Below are 23,861 nucleotides of genomic sequence, written 5' to 3' on the forward strand. Positions count from 1 at the left end.
GATCAATACAAGTTGAAGGTGTCTTTGCATTGATAAAAGAAAGTAGAAAGTTTAGAAGGTTTTCATACAGAGGATTAAAAAACGTTGAAACGCAATTTTTATTAATTTCATTAGCACATAATATGATCAATTATATTAGCAAAAGAGATACAGGTAGATTAAAAAAGCACTTATTCTAATATTTTTTCATATTTATCCAAATAGGTATTTCTAATACCTTTATTTGTCATGCATAAAATTCGATTAAAATAAAAGGAACCACCTCACAATTCCAAATTATGGTATTATGAGACAGCCCCTTCTAAACTAATATTTTAATCCTATTATAACATGATCTAAAGCATTACCTTTTAATCCATCTTCTTTAAACATATTAATAACTTCTAATATTGTATCCTTAACATTTATCGCCTTATTTTTCCCATATATATATGACATATAAGCATACATATATCTTACCATCTTATAATCTGACTTTTTATATTCTTCTAATTCGTTTTTATAATTTTCTTTTATCTTTAAAAACTCTTTCTCTGTTAGATAAGTACCTGTAACTGTTTTTAAAGTTTCAAAAAATTCCTTATCAATAGCTACTTTAAAATCCTTATTATTTTCACTATTTATCTTTCTATATAATAATCTTGTAAGATAACTATAACTTTCTCCCATGTAGCTATTATATCTAGCATTTAATATTACATTATCGCTTCCAATTTCTCTGTATTTCATCTATATACCTCTTCTTGTGTTATAATCTATATTTATAATCTACCTTATATATCCATTCGAATTTCAACATTTTAATTACATTATTCTTTTATTTTGTAAATTTTGTTGTTTATTATATTTAACTTAGTTGAATAAACATCTAAAGAATGTCCTTTATAATTCCTAATAATCTCTTGACATCTTTCAGATATTTTTTCTAGAATATCAATTTTAAGGTCTTTTATATCTTCTTCAAACTTTAAAAAATCATCATTACTGTTCATAAGAAGTGAAATTAAATCGGCTTCAAGTTTTTGCTTATTTTCATTTTCTTCTTTTACAGATAATAATTTTATACAATCATCTACTGTCTTAATATTAAGGCCCCAAGAATTTTTAATATCCTTACCAAGTTCTCTAGTAGTTTTATACATAATAAGCCATGGATCTTCTTCACTTATAGATTGAACTCTAATATTAGGATTTTCTATAATTTTTACTTTAAATTCATTACTAATAAAAGCTATAGATTTTATTATGCTATAAACATCTTCCCCCTTATATTTTTCTAATTCATCTACAGTTTGAGAATTACATATCCACTCTAACATTTCTTGAGATTTTATAATTTTAGAATATAGCTTTTCCCTTCTTTTTTTAACAAACATAATTAAATTTTTTCTTTCCGTTTGTAAGGATACATCATCTGAGAAAAATATATGCTTAATTAAACTAGCATCATTTAATGACTTATTCTTATATTTTTTATTTATCTCTACTTGATTCATTAAAACTAAATATGTATCAGTTAAAGTTAATTCTTTTTTCATTTTAAGTCTTTCTAATAAATATTTAGTGTCATTATTATAAATTCTTTTTAATTTTAAGTCTATTCTTTTTTTAGCAATTTCAGCATAATAACTTATATCTACTAAAAGATTTATTATATAATTTATTTTTTTATCTAACTTAGAGTTTAATATTTTTTTTGCTCCTACTAAAAGGTTTTTACAATAGCTAGAATAAATATATATTCTTATAATATCATTGTTCTTTATATAATTATAAAGTTTATTTATTGTATCTGAGAGACTTATAGCATTATCCACATCTTTTTGTGATACTAAGGTATACTTTATTACTTCATCACTTAAAATCTTGTTCTTACTCGGCTTAACAAAGAATGCTATCTTTTCTTCATTTTTATCTTCAATTAAAAACCTACTCATTATAATCCCTTTATTATTTACTTTATATTCTTCCTTAATTGGTAAAGTAATCATTGAAGCTTCTATAATTTCATTTATAAAACTTTTTTCTTCTATTTTTCTTGTAAATTCTAAATCTAAAAATGCTACTCTCATCATCACTCATTCCTTTCTAATACACTATATTTAGTATATGTAAATTATAATATTTACATTCTTTATAAAAAAATAAAGAGAATACCTCTAAAAAAGATATTCTCTTTAACATTATTTTAAATATTTACTTGTTAATCTTTTAGCTCTAAGAGCTCCTTCAAAAAAATCATAGTTATCTACTTCATAATAACTATTATAAAGATCTTTACATTCTTGTTTTCTATCTAAATTAGATTCTGCAAAATCTATAATAAATTCCAAGATATTTTCTCTTTTTTCAAAATCTAATTCCTTAATTTCATCTAAATTTGCTAATTCTAAAAAGTGTTTTACTAGATTTTCTTCATTAGTATTCATGTTAAATTCCTCCTATTTTAATCCCTAATTTACTCCAATTATTTTATTACCTTATGTAGGCTTGTACATTTTTAAAAATCATTCCTAATATCTATTTATAATTTTAACATATTTTTAATATTAGTAACAAAAATTCTACTTACATATTTCTTTTAAAATTACTGTAAAAGAAGTTTTTTCATAAAAAAAATATCTTTTACAGCTAATTTATTAAAATTTTTTCCCTAATTAATAAAATAAATTTATAATTATACTAAATAATATATTTATTGCTTTTAAATCCAAAATATTATGATATCTTTGGAATAAATTTTATTTAAAATATTTAAATAAATGAGAATCTTTTTATCATTAGGCAATTTTTTTTACTTTATGATAAAAATTATTACTTAAAATTGAAAGGCATTATATCTATAATAATTAAATTTAATATTAAGATAATTTAAGTTTATAGACAAAATTTATTCTAAGATTTATATTAATATTAATCGTAAGATTAAGAGCAATAATATTTGTTTATCTTATTTCTATTCATAAAAAATATATTACACAACAGAGACATTTCTTATAATAAAGAAATGTCTTTTTTTATTAAAAAAACCTAGCTTAAAGCTAGGTTTAAAAATATCTATTAATAATAATCATATCTATCCTCTTCATCATATGTTGATATACCATAATAATCATCATCTTCTTCATAATTATCATAGCCATCTTCTTCAACATAATCATCATATTCTCTTAAATTATATGACATATCTAAATCATTATCTTCCTCATATAAAGCTCTTGAGCTCTTATAATACTCCACTATATTAAATAAATGCTTGTCCATAAATTTAATTAGATTTTCATTTTCATCTTCTGTTCCTTCTTGAACTTCTATTCCATCCTCTATATAAAGTCCATTATATTCATATATCATAATTGTTTTTCTTAAAAGATCTTCAAGACTATCAGCTATTACATATTTTTCTGTATCAAGTTCTGATTCTCCAAAATTAATTATTTGTCCAACTTTCCCCTTAGAATCTGGATTTAAATCTATAGCAAGATATGTATGTTCATTATTAAAAGCAAAAGGAATCCAATTACTATCTATTAATTTATTTCTTATAGCTCCTTGTGGATTTGAAACATATATGTCCTTAACTTCATTCTTATCATTCTTCTTATTATTTTTCCATTCCAAACACATATCGTCAAATGTCATAAGCTCAAATCCAAGTATTGCTCCAAGACCAAGAGTACCATTATTTAAGCTATATAACTGCTTTAATTCTTCTGGAATTTCTAAATTCATCTCATTCTCTACTTCCTTAAATCTAGAAACTCTCACCCCTGATTCTAATGAATCTATTGAAAATCCACTAATTTTTTCTTCTATAATATCTAAAATTTCTTCCCATAACGTTTTAACTATTTTCATATAAATTCTCCTTTGTTAATATCAAACTTCATCTTCATTATCCTATTTGTTCATTCTTATTTATTATAATAAAATTCTTTTTTTATTTCTATAAAGTTTTTAAATAACTTTACTATTAATCTTAAGAATCCTTAGCAAAAAAAGAAGATATCTATTTATTAGATATCTTCTAAATTTATATATTAACTTTGTGCTATTTGACTTTTATCTGGTGCTATAATATTTTCAGCAGCCACCATACTACTCATTGCATTTTGATAATTCTCAACAGTCTTTGATGGTGTTTTATCATAACCATTCTTAACAATCTCCTCTGCATCTGCTACTACTTGCTTGTAACTTGGCTGCACTTTATTAGTTAATGTATCTTTTATCTCTTCATATTTGCTACTACTTAAATAACTCTTATTAGCTTCTAAATTTGAAAGCATAGCATTATATAATGAATCTTGGCTACCACTGATTTGGTTTATTTCACTTTTAAGTTGAGCCATATCTGTTATAGTTTCCTCATTATAAAGTTTTGTTGTTAATTGCTCTAACTGTCTTAACTTTTCAATTTGACTACTTGCATAATTAGCAGGATTAGACGCCTGTGCTGATTGCTTTGGTTTTGTTAAAGTCCCAACCACAAGTATTATAATTCCAAGAATTACTGCTACTACGATTGCTATCTTTTTTCCTTTGTTCATTCTAAATTCTCCTAAGTTATAAATTTAAATAATTATAAATCCTGTTATAATCATTTCTATTTTAACATATATAATAAATTTTATAAATACATCTCGAAATTTAGGACTGGCTTTAAGATATATATTATTAGTAATAATATATATCAAAAGCTATTTTTTAGTTAAATCTTTATTATGGAAATATTCACTATATAAGCCATAAATATTTATGATAATATCCCATTAAGTAATTATTTTGTAATCTTTTAGTAATATATACGGAATAATTTAATTTTCTCTAAGATTTATAATATTTCTAGATAATACAACGATTTAAGTGTAATATATTAATATTTAATAACTGAAAGGAGCTAAAAAATGAAAAAAACAGCTTTAGCTATAACTATTGCTATAATATTAGCTGTAGGTGGAGTATTTGCTTATTCTTTAACAAATAAATCCCAAATAGTTTCAACTAATGAAAATAAAAATATTACATCAAATAAAATTTCTGCTGAAAATATCCCTAATGATAAATTAAGCAAAAAAGATAATAATTTAGGTAAAACAAATAATGCTAAAACTGTAAAATCAGATATTAAAACTGATAATACATCTAATATTACTACTAATGATATTAATACCAACAATAATGGTAACCCTAAAAATAATAATATAGCTAATAAAGATACTACAATAAAAACATCTAATACAAATCAAAGTACAAGTAGTAACTTAGATAATAATACTAAAAATAATATTAGTAATAATACAGATACTAAAAAAATAAATACTACTAATAACTCCAATTTATCAGATAATAGTGAACCTAGCTATACTCCTACACCACTTACAAGTGAACAACAAGAAAACTATAGTAAGCTTCAAAGTATAGCTCTTAAAAGTAAACCAAATGGGACAGCCTTTATAACAAACCTTAATAATTATAAAGTTATTGATGGAACTAAATACTATAATTTATATGAATATAATATAGGTAAAGATTCAGAACATTGGGTATATGATGGTAACTATAGTAACTTTGTAGGAGCTTTCTATGTAAGTCCTTCTGGTAAGAAACTTGGAACTCAATATGTTCAAGATTTTAGTGATTTAAATGATCAACAAAAATATTCAGAACTTTATCAACTTGCAACTGAATTTACATCTTATTTTTCAGGAAATGGATCTATTAAAGTTAATTTAAATAAAACTAAAGATGTAGATGGTTATCACTGTTATCTAATAAATTGGGGAGATAAGAGCTTTTATCTAAGTCTTACTGGTTATGTTTACATAGATAAGTCTCAAGCATTTTATTAAAATAAATAAAAAAAGAAACTATCTAAAATTAGATAGTTTCTTTTTTTTATGATTAAATTTATAATTTCTTTTCAGTAATTAACTAATATTTACTCTATAAACATTAGTTAAGCACTGTTACATATATACTGCTGGTACCATGAATATTAATGATATTAACATGAATACTAATGCAAACCAAACAGCACCTGGATTTTCAACTCTTTCTTCCATTGTTAATCACTCCTTAATAATAAAATTTGTTTTATTATTAGAATTAAATCTACTCAGTAATTAACTAATATTTACTCTATAAACATTAGTTAAGTACTGTTACATGTATACAGCTGGTACCATAAATATTAATGATGATAACATAAATATTAATGCAAACCAAACAGCACCAAGATTTTCAATCTTTTCTTCCATTGTTAATCACTCCTTAATAAATAAATTATGATTTCTATAGCTTTACGCTAACATAAGTATACTATTTTAAAAAAATATATACAAATTAATTAAATTAACAAATATAATATATTTTTTTATGATTTCTTTTTACTTTTTAAATAATTATTTTTTAAAAAAGTATTTCACATAAAAATAAGTTTATTTTACTACATATGATTATATGTAATCTGTATTTTCATATTAAATATTATATTTTTCACTTTTATTATGTCCCACTATTCACTTTTTTAATACTTTCTTAAACTTTTTTTCATATTTATTGATGGAAGCACTAATCATTAATCTATATTATTATTTGTGAAATACTTAAAAATTTAAAAGGTGATAACTGATGAAAAAAATACTTTTATGGGTTTTTATATTAGCATTTGCAGGTATTGTTGATACTTGTTATTACATAATAAAATCAAGTTATGCATTAGAGCATCCACAAGGCCAAGTGTTACTATCATCCCCAAGCCAAAGTAATACTGGCACAAATAATACTAATGAAACAACCCAATCTAAAAAGACTGATAAAAAAACAGGACTTTTAGATAAATTATTTGGTAGTGATGGGCCCTCTCATTCACAACTAGTTAAAGAAAACGCACAATATAACTTAACACAAGCTGAAATGGAAGTTTACAATAATACTAACACATTTTCAGCAGCAGCCGCTAAATTATATAATAAAATTGAATCAAACATTTATGACCAATACTATGTCCAACAAATGCATTATAGAACAGTTGTAAATTTAAACAACTTTGTTACTTATGATGGAATAAGATATTATGAAGTTTTTAACTATTATAATATGCCAACTGCTGGTACTATAGCTAATCCTGTTGGTATAAAGAGTCCTAATGGAACAATTTATAACTATACTGGTTTAGAAAGTATATTTTACATAGATGCACTTGGTGATACTATGACAGTAGCTAAAGCTAAAGAAGATGGTATTGAAAATCCTTTAAATAGCAATTTAACTCCAGCACAAATAGAAAATCAACTTACAAAGATTTCTATTGAATTTACTACTGGTGCTACTACAATGCCAGGGGTTACTGCTAAACCTTATTTACAATATTCAAAGGTAGTTGATAATGAAACATATTATCAAGTAGTTTTAAACTGTCCTGTTCCAAACCAACAAGAATTCCAATTAAGGGGTTCAAGAACAACAGCTGAATTCTATATGAACCCTAACGGTAGAATCTGGCAAGATAAGCAACAAGCTTTCTTATATTCAGGATACTTCTATAAAGGAATACATTTTGGTAAAATAAATTACTACTACAATGCATTTGATCCTAATTGGAACAAAAATCACAGTTAGAAAATAATCCAGTACAATTAAATTTGTACTGGATTATTTTTTATAAAAACTTAATTTAAAAATATTTGCACTAGGTTTAAATTAAACTTTTATTTTTATTATATCTATCTTAACTTATTTTTAGCATAAGATAAAGAAGATTCTAAATTCCCATTATTTTTTCCAGCTCCTTGAGCAAGAAAAGCACTTCCGCCACCTTTACCATCAATAAGGCTAATAGCATCTTTTAATATATTTCCCATATTAAATTTCTTAAGATTTTTGGATGAAGCAAAAATAAGATTTACTCTTCCCTCATTTTTAATTGCTATTAAAGCAACTATATTATCATCTTCAGTGATTTTTTTTGCAAGCCTATCAACATATTTAATATCTTCATTATCAAATATTTTTTCTACAACTGAAATACCATTTATATTTTCTGAAGCTTCAATCATTTCTTTCATTTGATACATAGCTATTTCATTTTCTAATTTTTTCTTTTGATCTATTACCTCTTTAAGTTTTTCATTTAAATTCTTAATTCCATTTATAGCTTCCACTTCACTACTACTTAAATATCTACAAATCTCTCTTGAAAAATTATCTTTTAAAATAGCATCATTAATAGCTCTTGTACCTGCTAAAAATTCTATTCTAGTATTACCTTTATTCTTTTCAAATCTTTTTATTTTAATATGTCTAAGCTCAATTGTTGAAGAAGGATGAAGACCACAACAAGCATTTATATCTAAATCACCTATTTTTAAAATTCTAATTTGTTCATTAGTATCTGGAAGATCTCTTCTTATCTTCATTTTTTTTAGTTCTTTCTTAGATGGTGTTAAAAATTCTGCTTTAATATTTTCACCTATTTTTTTATTTGCAAAAATTTCTACCTCTCTAACTTGTTCTTCTGTAAGTGTTCCTTCTATATCAACAGTACTAATCTTATCACCTATATGAATACTTTTAGTGTTTGCATTAAATAAAGTAAAGAAACATCCTGATAATACATGCTGACCAAAATGTTGTTGCATACCATCAAATCTTCTTTCCCAATCTATTTCACATTTAACTCTATGTATTTTTATAGGCTTTTTTTCAGTTACATGATATATTATTCCTTCTTTTTCATAAACATCAATGACCTTATGTCCATCTATAGTACCTCTATCAGAAAACTGACCACCTCCACCAGGGAAAAATGCAGTTTTATCTAAAATTACATGGAACTTTCCGCCTTCTTCTTTAACTTGGGCTATCTCCGCAGTAAACTCTCTTATATACTGATCCTCATAATAAAGCTTTTCCATATATAAATTCCTCCAACTTATTGTCTTTAATAATAATTATAACAAATATTAAGCCTTTCCTAAAATATAAATTACCTTCCCCTTTTTGAAGACATCATAAAATAGTCTATTTCTATTTTTTGCATTAGATAAAATTTTAGAATTTAATTTTATGGTACATTTTAAATTTTTTATTATATTAATAATCATTTACGAGTATTTTATTTAAGAATACAAATAGCAAAAAAAGAAGCAACTTTTTAAAGTTACTTCTTTTTTTACGAATACCAATAAAAAAGAGCTTGGCTACGTATTATTCTTAGTTGTAATTCTATTTTACAAAAAAAGTTAAGATTTGGCAAGTTTTCTGCCAATTATTTTATAAAAGCTAGTTTAACTTAATTATTATAGAATCTGATTTTGAATAATTATACTCTTCACCTTTATTATGACTTATTACTCTTGGTGTTATTTTTAAAGTATCTCCTGTAACTTTTCCTTTATACTGTGCTCTCCAAGGTACAACACTCCAATCTTTACCATCCCACCCTTCTGGGGCATATAAATCATCTCTTCCTATTTCGCTTATTTCATCTATCTTAGTTCCATCTTCAAGCTCTATATCAAAAAATTGAAATCTATGATTTTCAAATTTTATATCACTATTAAAATAAAATAACTCTATATATCCTGGATGAATTTTTGCTTCTATTAATGTTGTTTGTCCTGCTCCATTTAAATCAAATGTATAGTTTAACTCAGCAGATTTTATTATTTGTTTTTCATCTTTAGCCTTTAGATTAAATTTAATACTTTCTGTACTTTCTTGTTGAAGAGGTTCTCCTTCACTAACTTCATATCCCTCTGTTCCTTCTATTTTTTTTCTATATTTTTCTCCCATTATTATATCATTTAATTTTATTTCAATATTAAAATTATCTTCCTCTAAAAACTTATCATCAATTAATGCAGAGCTTTTAAACTTATATACTTTATTATCATCACTTACCTCTGAAAGATAACCTGAGCTACTTTTAGGCTCCTCACTATTTATAAGTATATGTGTAGATACATTAGGTATAGGATAATATACAATTTTACTATCATCTTTAATATTATTTTCTTTTTTCCACTTATCTATTTTATCTTTATTTTTACTTTTCCAATCCTCTATATTAAATTCACTATAATCTTTTATTACATCCCAATATATATATCCATCTTCTACCCACGCTTTTACCTTTACTTTTATTCCATAAAGGTTTAATTCTCTTTCAATAATCCCATTTTTATATCCTATAGAGTCCTTAGAAACCTCATATGAATTTTGATAAACTTCTTTTACTCTCATTACATTAGCCCCTACATATTGACTATTTACAGAAAATACTCCACCTATAATCATAAAGGCTAGTAATGCAGCAATTGTTATTCTTCTTTTATTATTCTTAGTTATTTTTTTCTTATAAGCTTTATCTACTATCTTTTTTAATCTTTCATCTAAGTTATCTGGAAGCTTTATTTTATCAATATCTTTATTATTTAACCCCATGCTCTATGCCCCTCCTAAAATAATTTTTAATTTTTTAAGACTTCTATTTATTCCACTTTTCACAGTTCCAAGAGGAATTTCTTTTTTTAAAGAAATATCTTTAAGAGTCATATCTTCTAGATATCTCATAACTATAAGATCTTTTTCTCTATCACTTAATTTTTCTAATGCACCATATAAATCATAATTTTCATCTATATTTTTATCTTCATATGTAAATTCATTTTCAAATTCCTTTATATTTATAGACGTAACTTTTTTGGATTTATTATAATTATTTTTGCAAGTATTAATTAAAATCCTACAAATCCAAGAATTAAAGGCTTGTGGATTCTTAAGAGTATTAATAGAATTTATTGCTTTAATTATTGAATCCTGTAAAGCATCCATTGCATCCTCTTCATTATTAAAATAAATAAAAGCAGCTTTATATAGCTTTTCTTTTATAGGCTCTAAAAGCTTATAGAAACTTTCAGAATCTCCTTTCTTAGCTTTTTTAAACACTAATTCATCTATCATTTTTACCCTCCATTTTAAGCTTTCATATATAAAGACAATTTTCTCTTATAAAAAGTTCCATAAAATCATAAATTTATAAAAATAAAATTTTACCTATTCTATATTTACATAAAATCTTTAACTAAAGGAAAACTAAACTTAATAATTGTATTAAATTTAAAAAGGAATGATTAGCATGCCAAAAAGACTTGCAATTTCACTTTTAATAATAATAATCTTATTATCTTTTATTTTTTACCCAGTATTTTCACAAAAAATTTTAGGTATATATAGAAACTATAAATCATCTATATCAGGGGTTAATGGTATAGTTACAGTATATTCAGATAATGGACAGGTTATAGGAAGATATGAAAACTATAAAATGCATATAAAATATAAAAATCAAGGAATTATAGAAATTCGAACTCAAGATAAAATATATATCTTTTCTAACGCAACTATAATAATAGAAGAAAATTAAAAAAAGCCAGCTATCTTTTAGATAACTGGCTTTTTTTTATTCTTGTATAATTTTTTCTATATTCTTTGGAATATTTTTAAGGCCTGTTTTTAAAAATACAGGATATATATTTGTCTTTTCAATCTCTGATAACTTAAACCATTTATATATTAAATCTTCTTTGCCTTCTTTTCCTATATATTCTCTTTCTTTATCCCTAAATTGTTTTGATAAAAGCTCTACTAAATAATAAAAACCTATCTCATGATACTGATTATTTTCATATTTAAAGAAATCTTCTGCTATCCAAAGCTGTCTTAAAACCTTTATATCTGCATCTATTTCTTCTTTATATTCTCTTATTATAGTATCTTCTGTCTTTTCCATAAATTCTACTCTACCACCAGGTATAGACCAAAAATCATCTTTTTCTTTTCTTTCTAAAAATATATATCCATCTTCTATTATTATCCCTGCTACTCTTAAATTAAAAATAACTCCATTCTCACTAAAATTTATCATTAGTATCCTACTTTCATATAAATATTTCTCTCTATATATTCTACATTTTATAATAAAAATTTATAAGATACTTTTTGATTTTTATTATAAAATATAGTTATTTCCCCTTTAATAAAACTCCTCAACTTATATTTTTATAAATTAATTTTAATTTGATAAACTATAATTATCTTTACATTAATAATAAAAAAATTCTTGAATTTATAAAATTCAAGAATTCTTATAAAACTAATATAAATCATGTTTTTGTCTATATTCCATTAAAGCTTCTAATGCAATAACTTGTAATTCATCTATAGGAGGTACATTTGCGCCTTCTCCAGACATTTTTATTGCTATTTCTCTTGCTAATTCTCTAATATCTTTTTTAGTAATTTCATCCTTATGTTTTTCAATTAATGAATATAATTCTTCCTTAGCTAAATTTACCATATGTTTCTTCCTTTCAGTTTCTTTTATCATTTTTAAATTTATTTTACCATATTATTTTATTAATTTCTTCTATTTTCTTGAATTTTATTACATTCTAGATATAAACAAATTATTATTATCTATATTTATTTCTCCATCTTATACCAATAAAAATTAATAAATATACATAATATAAACTTTAAATTTTATAAAAAATAAAAGAGCTTACTAAAATAGTTTGCTCTTTTACTTAAATTAAATGTAATTTTCTATAAATTTATCTATATCTTTTTTTATAAACCCTGCATTTTTTACAATTTTAATATTATTACTTCCTTTAATCCACTGACCAATTTCTATCTTATATTCATTATCTTTAGATAAAATAAATCCTACTAAATTCTTTGCTGAAATACTAAGCTCTCCTACATCCATAATTCTTTCAGATGTTGGCATATATCCCATACCTTCAATATAATCAAAATCTATTCCAACATCTAAATCAAATTCTTCCCCAACTATAGTAATTATTTCACCATCAAAGCCACTTACAAAAGGAAAATAAATTGCCTTTCCCTTATTAAGTTGATTATTTATTTTACCCACATCTAATGTATGTGCTTTATAAATATAATCTACTTTAGATTTATCACTTAATTCTAATACTTCACTTTCTAAATATTTTCTTTTTCCATCCTTAATTATTTTTTCTACTGAATTTTTATAATCCTCTAATAAACTTTCTATATCTAGCATATCTATTTTTAATCTCCTAATCTTTTTTATTATATTCTAAAATAAACTCATTTACTAAACTTAAGTCTGAATTAAATCCTAAATCTTTTAATCCTTTTTCTATACAATCTAAAGCTAAAACTATAAATTCAAATCTAGCATTCTCTCCCATATGTCCTATTCTTAAAATCTGATTTTCAAATTCTGCAATAGAAGTTGAAAAAATGACATTATATTCTTTTTCTATATGATTTCTTAAATTTAAAGCTCCTATTTCTTTAGGAATAGCTACTGCTGTTACAGTATTTGAAAATCCTGTTTGTTGGTATAAATCTAAACCAATACTTTTTATAGCCTTTCTAACAGCCATAGCAATCTTTTTATGCCTTTCTATAACTCTTTCTATTCCTTCTTCTAATATATTGTCTACGGCTTTATCTAAAGCTATTATATCACTTATAGGCATACTATATGGAAACCATTTATCTTTATAATAATTTTCCCATATTGTTAAATTACAATAAAAAGATTTTATATTTTCTTTTCTATCTTTTATCACCCTTTTAGCATCTTCACTTATACTTACTATAGTTAAACCTATCGGAGCAGAAAAAGCTTTCTGAGATCCTCCAAGAGCTATATCTACCTGCCAATCATCCATTTTAAAACTTTCTCCAACCATTGCTGAAACTGAATCAACAACTGTAATTATTCCATAACTTTTTAAAAGAGGACATATTTCAGCTATATTATTAAGCATTCCTGTAGGAGTATCACAATGAACAATAGTTGCATATTTAAAATTATTATTTTTTTGTAAAAATACTTTTAAATCATCTATATTTATTTCATTATTATAATTACCTTTAAAATAAGTAACTTCCCCTCCATATAGCTCTACAAAGCTATCAAAGCCTTTTCCAAATACACCATTATCAATAACTAAAACCTTATCTCCTGTTTCAGTAAGAGATGCACAAGCTGCCTCTAATCCTAAAATACCTTCACCACTTAAAATATAAGTATCTGAATTTTTAGCCCCTATAATATCTGAAATCTTATCACAACAATTTTTATAAAACTCAACAAATTCCTTATCTACATCTGGATTTGTAGTAGCTTTTGACATTTCAAACCTAACATTCTCCCTAACCATTGTTGGACCAGGAGTATATACAAATTTATTACCCATAATCTTCACCCCAAAATATATTTTTACTTAGATTACCATATTTCTTCCGATTTTCAAATTATACCCATACGATTTTTTACTTAATATAAAAAATGATTTCTTTTACTAATTGAATTGCAAAAGAAATCATTTTATAAACTTATATTAATCATATATTTTAACTCTTGGGATATATATTGATTGTAAAATCTCTAAAACCTTATCCTCTTTCATATAAGAACTATATATTCCACATACCTCTATATATGAAACTATACTATCTACAAGTCTATAGCTTGGTTTTTCAGATAATTCTACATATTCAAATAATGAGTAAGCTATTTCTTCAAGAAGAATTACAACTCTTTCTCTATCTCTCTTTGTTCTTAGTCTCTCTATTATTTTTAATAATTTATCTAAACTTTTCCATCCTGATCTTTTAAATATTCCTATTTTAAAAGAAGACTTTTCAACAGCCTTTTCAACTTTTATAATTTCACATTCATATAAATTAGTTTTATAATTTATAGAACCACAAGTAAATGCTTTCTTTAAATTAATAAAAAAATATTTTATATCTTCTAAGAATCTATTACGTCCATAGATTTCCATAGGAAATCACTCCATTCAATGCAAACTTTATTTAATTTTACTATTTTCATATGTAGAATAATAAAACTAATGGTCAAATTTTTATTAACTTTTATAAATTTAATTAATAAAAATAAAAAAAATGCATCAATAAGTTTCCTTATTGATGCATCTTTTTATTTTTCACTTTTTACATTTAAATTAGTAGTATTTTTTTGTTGATTTGCTGATTCATTTGAATTACTACTTGTTTGACTAGTATTATTCTTTACATCACTTGAACTATCTTTACTACTTGCAGAATTATCATCTGTATTAGCCTTAGTTGAAGAGCTAGCAGAAGAATCATCATTATTTGTAGTTGTAGCTTGATTATTATCTGAAATACTACTATTAGTAGTATTTGAAGAAGCTACTTGAGTAGTATTTCCTTCTGAACTTGAACTAGTTGATGAATTTCCAGATATAGTATTAGCTATACTCTTTATTTCATTTCCTATACTATCAATTAAATTATTTATTGTCTTAGTAACAGTTCCTTTAGTAGTATTGTTGTCTGAACTATCTGCTGAATTACTTGATGAACTATTAGCACTTTGTGGTTTTGTAGCATAAGATGCTCCTGGTATAGTATCATCTCCATCTACAGATGTTGGAACTGCTGTTGTATCAGTTTCACCTGCATAAGCAGTTGTTGATGCTTCTCCTCCTGGAACTGCTTGTCCTTTATTAGGCACTATTTTACTAGCTGGGTTCACATATACATATCCATTTTCTACTCCAGGTCCTTTAGCTTCATTTGTTGGATTATCACTCTTTAGAAAATGTGTGCTACTTAATATAGTAACTATACCCGCTATCCCTATAACAATTATAAATAAAATAGCAATTAAGATTCTTTTAGTTTGATCTGTCATAGCAAACTTTTTCATCTTTTTCTCCATAAAAATCTCCTTTTTGTATTACATAATTATATTAATGCAATAATTAAATTTTTAATTATCATGGTAATTCCATAATAATATTTTAATATAATTATATAATTACAATTTGTCCAATTAAGTATTTTATAAATTATTTAATTTTTTTTATATTATAATCTTATTTTTATTATATATTTTATTAATAATTTGTAAACAGAAAATATTTAGTATTATTTTTATAATAACCAAGAAATTTATCTTGTCCCTAAAATATTCTCTTAATATTCTATCAAAATTAAATTTTAAAAAGTAACAAATTAAGTGAAAAAAATAGTATGAATAAGTTTGTTAGATTTAATTATTTTCTTGTACAAATTTTTCATTTGAAATAAAATAAGAAAGTATTTATAATAAATATAGAAAATTCGTTAACAAGTCATTCATTAATTATTAACACACAAAAGATTAAATAATTGGAGGACTACAGATGAACTTTTTTACAAAACTATCACCATTTCAAAAAATATTTTTCGTTGTATTTTTTATAGCAGGAATAGTATCATTCTTCTTACCAGCAGCGACAGGACAACAAAGCTTTAAGTCTTTATTTACAATAATAAGTATTATAGGACTTATATCAACTCTTTCAGGTGTACTTACATCTATATATCAAGTTAGAGCAAGTATTGCCTGTTATTCATGGTGGATATTAAATACAATTACTTACGCGATAGTTTCACTTTCACAAAATCTATATGGACAATTTATACAAAACATAATATTCCTATTACCAATAGAAATTGCAGGTTTTATAGCATGGAAAAAACATATAGATAAAAGCGGCAGTGAATCAATAGAGGTTAAAAGATTTACAGCTATTCAATGGGTTATCACATTAGTAGGATTATTAATAGCATGGTTCTTATATGCAGAATTTTTACTTGCATTACCAGCTATATTTAAAGCTTTATTTGGAATGACAATTGAAGCTGACCCTCAATATAAGCTTGATTCACTTACATCTGTAATCACAATATTTGCAGTGTACTTAACATCAAAGAGATATGTTGAACAATGGCATTTCTGGATAGCTGCTAATATAGGTATTGTACTATTTATTAAGACAATTATCGTAACAGGAACATTTACTTCATCAGATCTATCAGGAGCTCTTGTTTGGGCTCAATACGGTATCGCAGCATTCTACGGTTTATATAACTGGCTAAAGATACATAGAGGACAAAAAGTACAAAAAGTAAATAATTAATACTTTAAAGGCTAAAATGCACTCAAATAATAAATTTGAGTGCATTTTTTATTTCATTATTAAGTTTAATTTAAATGATGTTTATATATAAATTTATATACCTTCTCATAAAAATTTATTCTTTTTACATATGTAGCAGTTTCAGAAAATGGTATTACATCTAATACCTGTCCATCTTTAGAATATTGTTTATTTTGTAGCCATTGCTTAACATTATTTCTGCCAGCATTATATGCAGCTGCAACATTATCCTCATTATGAAACTCATTATTTAAGTTTGCTAGATACCAACAACCAAACTCTATATTTATCTTTGGATCAAATAACATCTCAGGATTAAAATCCTTAACCCCTATTTGATCTGCTATCCATTGACCTGTTGAATCTGTAATTTGCATAAGTCCCTTTGCTCCTACATTAGATGTAGCATTAGGATTATACTTACTTTCAGTTTCTATAACAGCTCTTACTAAAATAGGATCTAAATTATACTCTTTACTATATTCGTTAATGTAATTAGTATATTCGTTTGGATGAAACATATCAATAGCACTAGAAAATCCTACAAATCCCGCTATAATTAATAGGATTATGATTATAAGCGCCACTATCTTTTTCATCTTCTCATTTTTATAGCCCTTTCATAGATTTGATATATTCTAAATATATCATGGTTAATATTAAATTACAATGTTAACATTTTGTTCATTACATGATATACTATAAAACTGTATTTAGAGTATAAAGCTGGAGGGTGATATGAAAATTACATTAAGAGAACTAATAGTATTTGCTTATCTTGCAGTTATAATGATGGTAGGTAAGAAAGTATTAGCATTTTTACCTAATATAGAAATTGTAACTACATTAACTATAATATTTTCTTTAATATATAGATATAAAAGTTTATATATTTCAATTATATTTGTTTTAATTTTAGGATTTATAGATGGGTTTGCTATTTGGTGGCTTATTTATTTGATAACATGGCCGACAATAGTTATTATAAGTGTATTACTTAGAAAAATACTTCTTAAAAATCATATAGGTTTATCAATATATTGTGGACTTTGTGGGTTCTTCTTTAGTATATTCTTTATACTACAAAATCTTGTATTGTACGGACCATATACTACATTTACATATTTCTTAAGTGGTATACCATATGATACTATTCATATGATTGGCAATTTCTTTATCATGTTATTCCTTGGTAAACCAATATACGCATTAATAATAAGACTTAATAAACAATTTTTAAATTATTAAAAAAGGGGTATCTACTTTTAAATAGATACCCTTTTTATAATTGTATTTTTCCAAGTGTTATTATAGAAAGAACTATTACTACTGTGCTTATAACTTTTGTAAAATCTTCTATACCTGAACCTGTTTTATAATTAGTAAAACTAATCCTATAGTCTGTAAATGGCTTAAAGAATGGAACTCCAGCTCTTGTAAACATATCTAAAAATATATGACTTGCATATCCTACCACTACCCCTAAAAGATAAACTTTTACATAATGTAAAAATATTGAGCTATAACTAAATGATATTAATACAGTTATTATAAATATTAATAAAATAGTTCCTGTCCCTTTTAACTTAGTAATTTTACCTTTTTGAAGTGGTACATGCTTAACTATAAACATTGCTGATGTCATAATTATGAATGCTACTATTATTGAAAATATAAGTCTATTTTCCTCTGTTAAATTTCCTGATAGAAAACTTTGCAACTTATCACCTAAAAATATAGTGAAAAAACCAAATATTAATAAGCATATTAATGTATGAGTTCCACCTCTATGTCCTAATGTTTCTGCTATAAATCTAGATATCCCTCTCATTCTTCTTCCTATAGTACTTGAAGGTGAATCAATATCTGGAATTAAACTTCCTATTGCCCCTCCAGCCATAGATACTGATGCAAATAATAAAGGCTTATCTATATGTACTCCCATTACTTTTTCTATAACTATGGGCATTAACGCTCCAAAGGCTATTCCACCCATTCTATGTGTCGGTCCTAACATTTTTCTCTCCTCTTTTGTTTATTTTAAATTAAATTATAATAAATTTAAAAAAGTATCTCAAGCATTAGCTTAAGATACTTTAATATTTTTATGAATTAACATATCTTCTTTCAATATGTGCCTTTGTTAACATCCAACCCTGTTGACCTTTATAAACTATATCACTCATCTTGTTACATGTATTTATAACTGTAGCTTCATTTTGTGACATATCACTATTTAAATCACTTGTATTAATTTGTCCTACAACTTTTGATGCATTAGTAGGATATTCATATAAATTAACTACTGCTTGGTTATAGCTTGGATTTTTTACAAAATCAAGACTATAAGGTGAATTTCCAAGATCTATTGATTGTAATTCTGAATACTTCATAAGTTTAACATCTGTTGCCTTAACATATGTAGGCATTCCAAAACCTGTTCCTAAAACATAATATCCATCAGCATATCCTGTTACTAATGTATTTGTTCCTGGTTCTAGATCCCCTGCAAATTTTGTACCTCCAAGCTCTGTATAAGTTTTAACAGGTACTGATTGTGTAATCATTCCAGTTACTAAATAATCTGTTACTGTTTTACCACTTGCTGTTTGTATAGGTACATAATATGTTCCTGCTGGTATAACTGCCCCATCTACTGTAGTTATAGTTTTATTTGTTATAGGCATATTTTTTGTTATTTTATCATTATTAGCTGGTGAAGTATTATACTCAGCTGAATTATTTGCTGCTGGCTTGCTAAGTACTGTCTGATTTAATATCTTATCTCCCTTACTTGAATCCATAAATCCCCAAGCTGCTCCAACACCAATTATAGCTAATACTCCTATAGTTACCCATAATTTAATTGATTTCATATATTTTCTCCTTAGTTTATACTCTTTTTTATCAACTAATTATAAACTAATATATCTTTATATTAATTTCAAAGAAATTACATTTAATTAAATAAAGTCTTAAATAGTCATTAAATAAGGCTATAATTTATTTTTTCAATTAATATTCATCATCATAATCGTAATCATCATCTTCATCATCATAGTAATCATAATAATCTCTAGATTTTGAGTTATTAAGTGATTTATTAACTATTGAATAAAACTCTTCTTTACTCATAGCCATAGTTTTATCCATATCATCACTTGGTTTAACACTTATATCATCTGATGAAAGTATAGCAGTATGACCATTTTGATTATTTCTACTATTTTTTAGTCTTTGAATTCTATTTGGGTCATAATCCCTATTAAATGATTCAACTTTTATATTCTTTGTCTTTAATATTTCTTCTCTAGTATGTTTAATAGGCTTTATTCTAGTCTTTTGAGCTTTAGTTTCATAATTATCTATAGGTAATATACTATTTAAATTAAATTCTTCTTCCTCATTAGCTAAATTGATATTATTATCTTCCTTCTGAACATTTCTTATATATGGTTTTTCTTCTAAATCATTATTTTCATTAACCAATTTTTTATTAGCCGCTAAAAGTCTTTCTATTTCTTCTATACTATCATTAGCCTTATTTATTGAATCTTGGCAATCCATCATATCTCTTTTTAAGTTTTCTTCTTCAGCTTTTTGATTTTCCATAGAAGGACTATCATTTTCTTCACTATCTTGAGACTGTATACCTCTGATATGATTCATCATTTCATTTCTATCTATCATAACAGTATTACCCATCTCTTCTTCACTTATTTCATTCATAGATATTTCACTATCTATTTCATCATTTACTTTTGAATCTTCCATTCCTATTTTCTTTATATTATTTATAATTTGTTCTTTATCTATATTGTTCTCCCATGAATTATTATTTAATCTCTCTAAATAATTATCCTCTGGCATACTTACAACTGTATCCTTTTCACTTGCTGGAATTCTATTTATAAATATATCACTTTTTCTTCTTTCTTCATCCTTCTCTAAGTTTTCAACCTGTTCTTCATTTCCCTCTTCATAAGCAAGAAGTTTTAACTCTGATATAAGTCTATTTATACTATTATCAAGTCTATTAAGCTTTCTTGCAAGTGCATACTTCATATTTTCATTTAAATTTATATTATCTATATTTTCATTTATCATTCTATTTATATCTATATTTATATCCTTTATAACACGTGTTCTATGTAAAACACTATCAAAATCCATAATATACTCCTCCAAATCTGACACAAATATCTAATTTAATAATACAAGAAAATAAAAATTTATATATAACATATATGTTACATATTAAGTATATAACGGACTATAAAATAAAAAAAGAATCTAGAAATATCTAGATTCCTTTTTTATAAACATAACTTTTATATTTTTCTTAAATAAATATCTAAAATTATGCATTATCCCATTGATTTTTAACATCTCCATTTTTAATAGCTCTTTCCTTAATAGCCTTTACTTCTCCAAGAGATAAATCTAAAGAACTAGACACCCCATCAATACTTGCTCCTTGATTTAACATAGAACTAACATCTTGATGAGTTTGATCATTATGACCCATATTATCTATAACATTTTGTAAATTATTATTGTTATACCCCTTTTTATTGACTACTGGATTATTACTAAAAGTTTTCTTTGTTAACATAATGTCCTCCTAATAAAACTATTAAAGGAAATAATACCTTTACTATTTTCCTTCTATAGTATTATTAGTCTTTTTACTAATATATATGTATTCTTTAAAATAAATTTAAATAAAAAAACCACATACTATAAAAAGTATGTGGAGAAAAATAGCAAGAAGTGCCTAGGTAGAGTAAAAAATTTCTCATAGGTACTAAAACTATTAGAATATATTTAATTTTCTAAAGTACAGTAAATATATTCTAAAAAACAAATTATGTTGGCTGAAATAATTCAATTTTTAGAATACATATATTGGACTTTACCTTATAGCAGTTACTATAAAGATTTAAATTTATAAAATTTAAATAAAATGTTTCCTATTTATGAAATTTATAATTTAACTAAAAATAAACTATCTTAAAAATATTTATTTTTAGTATTATTTAAAACAAATTATTTGTTAACTAATTTAATAATTTGTTTATATTTTCTTTACATTTATATTTTACCATTATTTCTAAAAAATTTTCAAGTACAATAATTTAAGTATATATGTTAATATTAAAACTTCAGTAATGTTTCTTATATTTTCATAGGAAATAATAAACAAAAAAAACAAAACAATAAACAATTAATAAGTATATTTATAAAAATTTGTAATTTCAGATATTTTCTTATATATAAATACAAAAAAGAGATATCTATTTTTAGATATCTCTTTTATTATTAACTTGCTATTATTATAGGATATATTATTTTCTTATTTTCTTCTATATTATCTCTTTTCTTAAAAGCTTCTAACATTTTATTTTCTTCATCTAATAAAAGTCTTTCTAGAGACTTCTCATTTTCTTTAGCTATATATTTACTAAACTTAATAGCAAAAAGATATTCATCTAATGATTTAAATTCTGTAAAAACTTTATATTTATAATTTTTAACTTCTTTGCAAGTATTAATAAACTTCACACAACTTGGATCAATTACCTTCTTTGATATAACATCTATTAAAAAGCAATGTCTAAAACTAATTTTAGTTTTTGATAATACATATCCATAAGCTATTTTATATCTTCCTTTTAAGAAATCATTTTTATTATTAATTATTAAATTATATAAAGTCTCATAAGAATTTTCTTCTATTGTAAAATTATTAAAATAGGCTAAATCTAAACTTTTATTATAATCCATTACTAAACACATTCTATCTTCCCCCAATTTTAATTAAATGTTTTATAGTTTAATTATGGACATGTTATCTTAGATTTATTCAAATTTTAAAAATTATTTTTCTTCCATTACAGTAAATGCTACTATTCTAGGACCTGCATGGACACCTATAACTGGAGTAAATACTCCTTGATGAATAAATTCTGCATTCTTATGTGAACTGAAATATTCTCTAAGCTTATCAGCTTCTTCCTTCATTGTTCCTGTCATAACAACAACTTTTCCTTTTCCTTTATCAAGAAGTTCTTTACCAAGTCTCATAAGTTCTGATAATGCTTTCTTTGAACCTCTTACTTTTCCTGCTGTTGTATACATTCCTTCATCATCCATTGTTATAATAGGTTTTAAATTAAGCATTTGTCCTATTGTTCCTGAAACTTTTCCTATTCTTCCACCCTTTATTAAATACTCTAAAGTATCTACTGTAAAGTAAAGAGTTGTTCTTTCTTGCATCTTAGGAATTTCAGCACAAATTTCCTCAAAGCTATATCCATCTTCTATCATCTTTGCTGCTTCTATTACTACTAAACCTGTAGCCATTGATATCATTTTTGTATCATGAACAAATGCAGTTATTTTATCTTCTAATTGTTCTGCAGCTATTCTAAAACTATTCATTGTTCCTGAAAGCCCAGCTGAAATAAATAATCCTATTACATGGGTGTATCCTTTTTCTATTAAACCTTCTAATAAATTTGTCGCATCCTGAACTGAAGGCATTGAAGTTGTAGGAACTTCTACTGAAAGTCTATCATAAACTTCATTTGGCTGAATATCTATCCCATCTATGTATTCTTTTTCACCATATATAATTTTTAATCTCATAACCTCAATATTATACTTTTCAATATATTCTTGTGGAACTCCACAAGTACTATCTGTTATTATTGCTATCTTTTCCATAAAATCCTCCATAGATATAATTATAGCTATAAAGCTATATATTAATATAACTACTTTATATTATAAATAATTTATTATTTA

The 23,861-nt window shown here is 24.6% G+C and carries 27 protein-coding genes; 6 read left to right on the forward strand and 21 right to left on the reverse strand.

Annotated features, from left to right (window positions below):
• The first annotated feature begins 5 nt into the window (after nucleotides 1-5).
• Nucleotides 6-179: a transposase gene (locus BN8917_RS14805; RefSeq protein ID WP_407641386.1), complete on the forward strand. Its 174-nt coding sequence runs from the start codon at nucleotides 6-8 to the stop codon at nucleotides 177-179.
• 127 nt (nucleotides 180-306) lie between these two features.
• Here the strand turns inward: BN8917_RS14805 and BN8917_RS00595 are convergent, their stop codons facing one another.
• From BN8917_RS00595 to BN8917_RS00615, 5 genes are all read right to left on the reverse strand, one after another.
• A complete protein-coding gene (locus BN8917_RS00595; RefSeq protein ID WP_066869121.1) occupies nucleotides 307-729 on the reverse strand; it encodes a hypothetical protein in 423 nt (140 codons plus the stop codon).
• Between the two features lie 80 nt (nucleotides 730-809).
• Complete coding sequence (locus tag BN8917_RS00600; RefSeq protein WP_141668647.1) at nucleotides 810-2,075, reverse strand: 3'-5' exonuclease family protein; 1,266 nt, start codon at nucleotides 2,073-2,075, stop codon at nucleotides 810-812.
• A gap of 108 nt (nucleotides 2,076-2,183) precedes the next feature.
• Entirely contained in the window at nucleotides 2,184-2,429 is a 246-nt protein-coding gene (locus BN8917_RS00605) for a hypothetical protein (protein ID WP_066869127.1), read from the reverse strand.
• A 631-nt stretch (nucleotides 2,430-3,060) separates the two neighbouring features.
• Entirely contained in the window at nucleotides 3,061-3,858 is a 798-nt protein-coding gene (locus tag BN8917_RS00610) for an SMI1/KNR4 family protein (protein ID WP_066869129.1), read from the reverse strand.
• A gap of 182 nt (nucleotides 3,859-4,040) precedes the next feature.
• Nucleotides 4,041-4,550, reverse strand: coding sequence for a hypothetical protein (locus tag BN8917_RS00615; protein WP_066869131.1), 510 nt, complete (start codon nucleotides 4,548-4,550; stop codon nucleotides 4,041-4,043).
• Nucleotides 4,551-4,907: 357 nt separating this feature from the next.
• Here BN8917_RS00615 and BN8917_RS00620 point away from each other — a divergent pair, with 357 nt between their 5' ends.
• The gene (locus tag BN8917_RS00620) at nucleotides 4,908-5,852 is read left to right on the forward strand and encodes a hypothetical protein (protein WP_066869134.1); all 945 of its coding nucleotides are present in this window, start codon (nucleotides 4,908-4,910) and stop codon (nucleotides 5,850-5,852) included.
• A gap of 781 nt (nucleotides 5,853-6,633) precedes the next feature.
• Complete coding sequence (locus tag BN8917_RS00625; protein WP_066869137.1) at nucleotides 6,634-7,623, forward strand: hypothetical protein; 990 nt, start codon at nucleotides 6,634-6,636, stop codon at nucleotides 7,621-7,623.
• A gap of 104 nt (nucleotides 7,624-7,727) precedes the next feature.
• Here BN8917_RS00625 and BN8917_RS00630 read toward each other — a convergent pair whose 3' ends face one another.
• From BN8917_RS00630 to BN8917_RS00640, 3 genes are all read right to left on the reverse strand, one after another.
• Nucleotides 7,728-8,918: an alanyl-tRNA editing protein gene (locus tag BN8917_RS00630; protein WP_066869140.1), complete on the reverse strand. Its 1,191-nt coding sequence runs from the start codon at nucleotides 8,916-8,918 to the stop codon at nucleotides 7,728-7,730.
• 367 nt (nucleotides 8,919-9,285) lie between these two features.
• Nucleotides 9,286-10,449 carry a hypothetical protein gene (locus BN8917_RS00635; RefSeq protein WP_066869143.1) on the reverse strand — a complete coding sequence of 388 codons (1,164 nt, stop codon included), beginning with the start codon at nucleotides 10,447-10,449 and terminating at the stop codon, nucleotides 9,286-9,288.
• Nucleotides 10,450-10,452: 3 nt separating this feature from the next.
• Nucleotides 10,453-10,968 (reverse strand): sigma-70 family RNA polymerase sigma factor, encoded by a 516-nt coding sequence (locus tag BN8917_RS00640; RefSeq protein ID WP_066869146.1) that lies wholly within the window; start codon nucleotides 10,966-10,968, stop codon nucleotides 10,453-10,455.
• 175 nt (nucleotides 10,969-11,143) lie between these two features.
• Between BN8917_RS00640 and BN8917_RS00645 the strand changes: the two genes are divergently transcribed.
• Nucleotides 11,144-11,431 carry a hypothetical protein gene (locus BN8917_RS00645; protein WP_066869149.1) on the forward strand — a complete coding sequence of 96 codons (288 nt, stop codon included), beginning with the start codon at nucleotides 11,144-11,146 and terminating at the stop codon, nucleotides 11,429-11,431.
• A gap of 36 nt (nucleotides 11,432-11,467) precedes the next feature.
• On the opposite strand, the gene BN8917_RS00650 is transcribed toward BN8917_RS00645, so the two are convergent.
• The 6 genes from BN8917_RS00650 to BN8917_RS00680 all read right to left on the reverse strand — a co-directional run bounded on the left by BN8917_RS00650 (nucleotide 11,468) and on the right by BN8917_RS00680 (nucleotide 15,784).
• On the reverse strand, nucleotides 11,468-11,932 hold the full coding sequence (locus BN8917_RS00650) for an NUDIX hydrolase (protein WP_066869152.1): 465 nt from the start codon (nucleotides 11,930-11,932) through the stop codon (nucleotides 11,468-11,470).
• 228 nt (nucleotides 11,933-12,160) lie between these two features.
• Entirely contained in the window at nucleotides 12,161-12,364 is a 204-nt protein-coding gene (locus BN8917_RS00655; protein ID WP_066869155.1) for a hypothetical protein, read from the reverse strand.
• A 234-nt stretch (nucleotides 12,365-12,598) separates the two neighbouring features.
• Nucleotides 12,599-13,099, reverse strand: coding sequence for a hypothetical protein (locus BN8917_RS00660; protein ID WP_066869158.1), 501 nt, complete (start codon nucleotides 13,097-13,099; stop codon nucleotides 12,599-12,601).
• 16 nt (nucleotides 13,100-13,115) lie between these two features.
• Complete coding sequence (locus BN8917_RS00665) at nucleotides 13,116-14,270, reverse strand: pyridoxal-phosphate-dependent aminotransferase family protein (RefSeq protein ID WP_066869161.1); 1,155 nt, start codon at nucleotides 14,268-14,270, stop codon at nucleotides 13,116-13,118.
• Nucleotides 14,271-14,414: 144 nt separating this feature from the next.
• Nucleotides 14,415-14,861, reverse strand: a complete 447-nt coding sequence (locus BN8917_RS00670; protein ID WP_066869164.1) for a hypothetical protein — start codon at nucleotides 14,859-14,861, stop codon at nucleotides 14,415-14,417.
• A gap of 155 nt (nucleotides 14,862-15,016) precedes the next feature.
• Nucleotides 15,017-15,784 carry a hypothetical protein gene (locus BN8917_RS00680; protein ID WP_066869170.1) on the reverse strand — a complete coding sequence of 256 codons (768 nt, stop codon included), beginning with the start codon at nucleotides 15,782-15,784 and terminating at the stop codon, nucleotides 15,017-15,019.
• Between the two features lie 466 nt (nucleotides 15,785-16,250).
• On the opposite strand from BN8917_RS00680, the gene pnuC reads away from it, so the two are divergent.
• The gene (gene pnuC, locus BN8917_RS00685; protein ID WP_066869173.1) at nucleotides 16,251-17,030 is read left to right on the forward strand and encodes a nicotinamide riboside transporter PnuC; all 780 of its coding nucleotides are present in this window, start codon (nucleotides 16,251-16,253) and stop codon (nucleotides 17,028-17,030) included.
• A 65-nt stretch (nucleotides 17,031-17,095) separates the two neighbouring features.
• On the opposite strand, the gene BN8917_RS00690 is transcribed toward pnuC, so the two are convergent.
• On the reverse strand, nucleotides 17,096-17,650 hold the full coding sequence (locus tag BN8917_RS00690) for a lytic transglycosylase domain-containing protein (RefSeq protein WP_066869176.1): 555 nt from the start codon (nucleotides 17,648-17,650) through the stop codon (nucleotides 17,096-17,098).
• Nucleotides 17,651-17,789: 139 nt separating this feature from the next.
• On the opposite strand from BN8917_RS00690, the gene BN8917_RS00695 reads away from it, so the two are divergent.
• A complete protein-coding gene (locus tag BN8917_RS00695; protein WP_066869179.1) occupies nucleotides 17,790-18,299 on the forward strand; it encodes a hypothetical protein in 510 nt (169 codons plus the stop codon).
• 34 nt (nucleotides 18,300-18,333) lie between these two features.
• Here BN8917_RS00695 and BN8917_RS00700 read toward each other — a convergent pair whose 3' ends face one another.
• The 6 genes from BN8917_RS00700 to BN8917_RS00725 all read right to left on the reverse strand — a co-directional run bounded on the left by BN8917_RS00700 (nucleotide 18,334) and on the right by BN8917_RS00725 (nucleotide 23,780).
• A complete protein-coding gene (locus BN8917_RS00700) occupies nucleotides 18,334-19,068 on the reverse strand; it encodes a metal-dependent hydrolase (protein ID WP_066869182.1) in 735 nt (244 codons plus the stop codon).
• 88 nt (nucleotides 19,069-19,156) lie between these two features.
• A complete protein-coding gene (locus tag BN8917_RS00705) occupies nucleotides 19,157-19,927 on the reverse strand; it encodes a hypothetical protein (RefSeq protein ID WP_066869185.1) in 771 nt (256 codons plus the stop codon).
• 139 nt (nucleotides 19,928-20,066) lie between these two features.
• The gene (locus BN8917_RS00710; protein ID WP_066869188.1) at nucleotides 20,067-21,224 is read right to left on the reverse strand and encodes a hypothetical protein; all 1,158 of its coding nucleotides are present in this window, start codon (nucleotides 21,222-21,224) and stop codon (nucleotides 20,067-20,069) included.
• Between the two features lie 187 nt (nucleotides 21,225-21,411).
• Nucleotides 21,412-21,666, reverse strand: coding sequence for a hypothetical protein (locus tag BN8917_RS00715; protein WP_066869191.1), 255 nt, complete (start codon nucleotides 21,664-21,666; stop codon nucleotides 21,412-21,414).
• Between the two features lie 707 nt (nucleotides 21,667-22,373).
• Nucleotides 22,374-22,850, reverse strand: a complete 477-nt coding sequence (locus BN8917_RS00720; RefSeq protein WP_066869194.1) for a hypothetical protein — start codon at nucleotides 22,848-22,850, stop codon at nucleotides 22,374-22,376.
• A gap of 81 nt (nucleotides 22,851-22,931) precedes the next feature.
• Nucleotides 22,932-23,780, reverse strand: coding sequence for a DegV family protein (locus BN8917_RS00725; protein WP_066869197.1), 849 nt, complete (start codon nucleotides 23,778-23,780; stop codon nucleotides 22,932-22,934).
• Between the last annotated feature and the right edge of the window lie 81 nt (nucleotides 23,781-23,861).

This window comes from Clostridium mediterraneense, from assembly GCF_900091705.1.
Lineage (GTDB): Bacteria > Bacillota > Clostridia > Clostridiales > Clostridiaceae > Sarcina > Sarcina mediterraneense.

Coding starts and splice junctions, on each gene's coding strand:
- BN8917_RS00595 (WP_066869121.1), bottom strand. CDS start 729: ATGAAATACAGAGAAATTGGAAGCGATAATGTAATATTAAATGCTAGA.
- BN8917_RS00600 (WP_141668647.1), bottom strand. CDS start 2,075: ATGATGAGAGTAGCATTTTTAGATTTAGAATTTACAAGAAAAATAGAA.
- BN8917_RS00605 (WP_066869127.1), bottom strand. CDS start 2,429: ATGAATACTAATGAAGAAAATCTAGTAAAACACTTTTTAGAATTAGCA.
- BN8917_RS00610 (WP_066869129.1), bottom strand. CDS start 3,858: ATGAAAATAGTTAAAACGTTATGGGAAGAAATTTTAGATATTATAGAA.
- BN8917_RS00615 (WP_066869131.1), bottom strand. CDS start 4,550: ATGAACAAAGGAAAAAAGATAGCAATCGTAGTAGCAGTAATTCTTGGA.
- BN8917_RS00620 (WP_066869134.1), top strand. CDS start 4,908: ATGAAAAAAACAGCTTTAGCTATAACTATTGCTATAATATTAGCTGTA.
- BN8917_RS00625 (WP_066869137.1), top strand. CDS start 6,634: ATGAAAAAAATACTTTTATGGGTTTTTATATTAGCATTTGCAGGTATT.
- BN8917_RS00630 (WP_066869140.1), bottom strand. CDS start 8,918: ATGGAAAAGCTTTATTATGAGGATCAGTATATAAGAGAGTTTACTGCG.
- BN8917_RS00635 (WP_066869143.1), bottom strand. CDS start 10,449: ATGGGGTTAAATAATAAAGATATTGATAAAATAAAGCTTCCAGATAAC.
- BN8917_RS00640 (WP_066869146.1), bottom strand. CDS start 10,968: ATGATAGATGAATTAGTGTTTAAAAAAGCTAAGAAAGGAGATTCTGAA.
- BN8917_RS00645 (WP_066869149.1), top strand. CDS start 11,144: ATGCCAAAAAGACTTGCAATTTCACTTTTAATAATAATAATCTTATTA.
- BN8917_RS00650 (WP_066869152.1), bottom strand. CDS start 11,932: ATGATAAATTTTAGTGAGAATGGAGTTATTTTTAATTTAAGAGTAGCA.
- BN8917_RS00655 (WP_066869155.1), bottom strand. CDS start 12,364: ATGGTAAATTTAGCTAAGGAAGAATTATATTCATTAATTGAAAAACAT.
- BN8917_RS00660 (WP_066869158.1), bottom strand. CDS start 13,099: ATGCTAGATATAGAAAGTTTATTAGAGGATTATAAAAATTCAGTAGAA.
- BN8917_RS00665 (WP_066869161.1), bottom strand. CDS start 14,270: ATGGGTAATAAATTTGTATATACTCCTGGTCCAACAATGGTTAGGGAG.
- BN8917_RS00670 (WP_066869164.1), bottom strand. CDS start 14,861: ATGGAAATCTATGGACGTAATAGATTCTTAGAAGATATAAAATATTTT.
- BN8917_RS00680 (WP_066869170.1), bottom strand. CDS start 15,784: ATGGAGAAAAAGATGAAAAAGTTTGCTATGACAGATCAAACTAAAAGA.
- pnuC (WP_066869173.1), top strand. CDS start 16,251: ATGAACTTTTTTACAAAACTATCACCATTTCAAAAAATATTTTTCGTT.
- BN8917_RS00690 (WP_066869176.1), bottom strand. CDS start 17,650: ATGAAAAAGATAGTGGCGCTTATAATCATAATCCTATTAATTATAGCG.
- BN8917_RS00695 (WP_066869179.1), top strand. CDS start 17,790: ATGAAAATTACATTAAGAGAACTAATAGTATTTGCTTATCTTGCAGTT.
- BN8917_RS00700 (WP_066869182.1), bottom strand. CDS start 19,068: ATGTTAGGACCGACACATAGAATGGGTGGAATAGCCTTTGGAGCGTTA.
- BN8917_RS00705 (WP_066869185.1), bottom strand. CDS start 19,927: ATGAAATCAATTAAATTATGGGTAACTATAGGAGTATTAGCTATAATT.
- BN8917_RS00710 (WP_066869188.1), bottom strand. CDS start 21,224: ATGGATTTTGATAGTGTTTTACATAGAACACGTGTTATAAAGGATATA.
- BN8917_RS00715 (WP_066869191.1), bottom strand. CDS start 21,666: ATGTTAACAAAGAAAACTTTTAGTAATAATCCAGTAGTCAATAAAAAG.
- BN8917_RS00720 (WP_066869194.1), bottom strand. CDS start 22,850: ATGTGTTTAGTAATGGATTATAATAAAAGTTTAGATTTAGCCTATTTT.
- BN8917_RS00725 (WP_066869197.1), bottom strand. CDS start 23,780: ATGGAAAAGATAGCAATAATAACAGATAGTACTTGTGGAGTTCCACAA.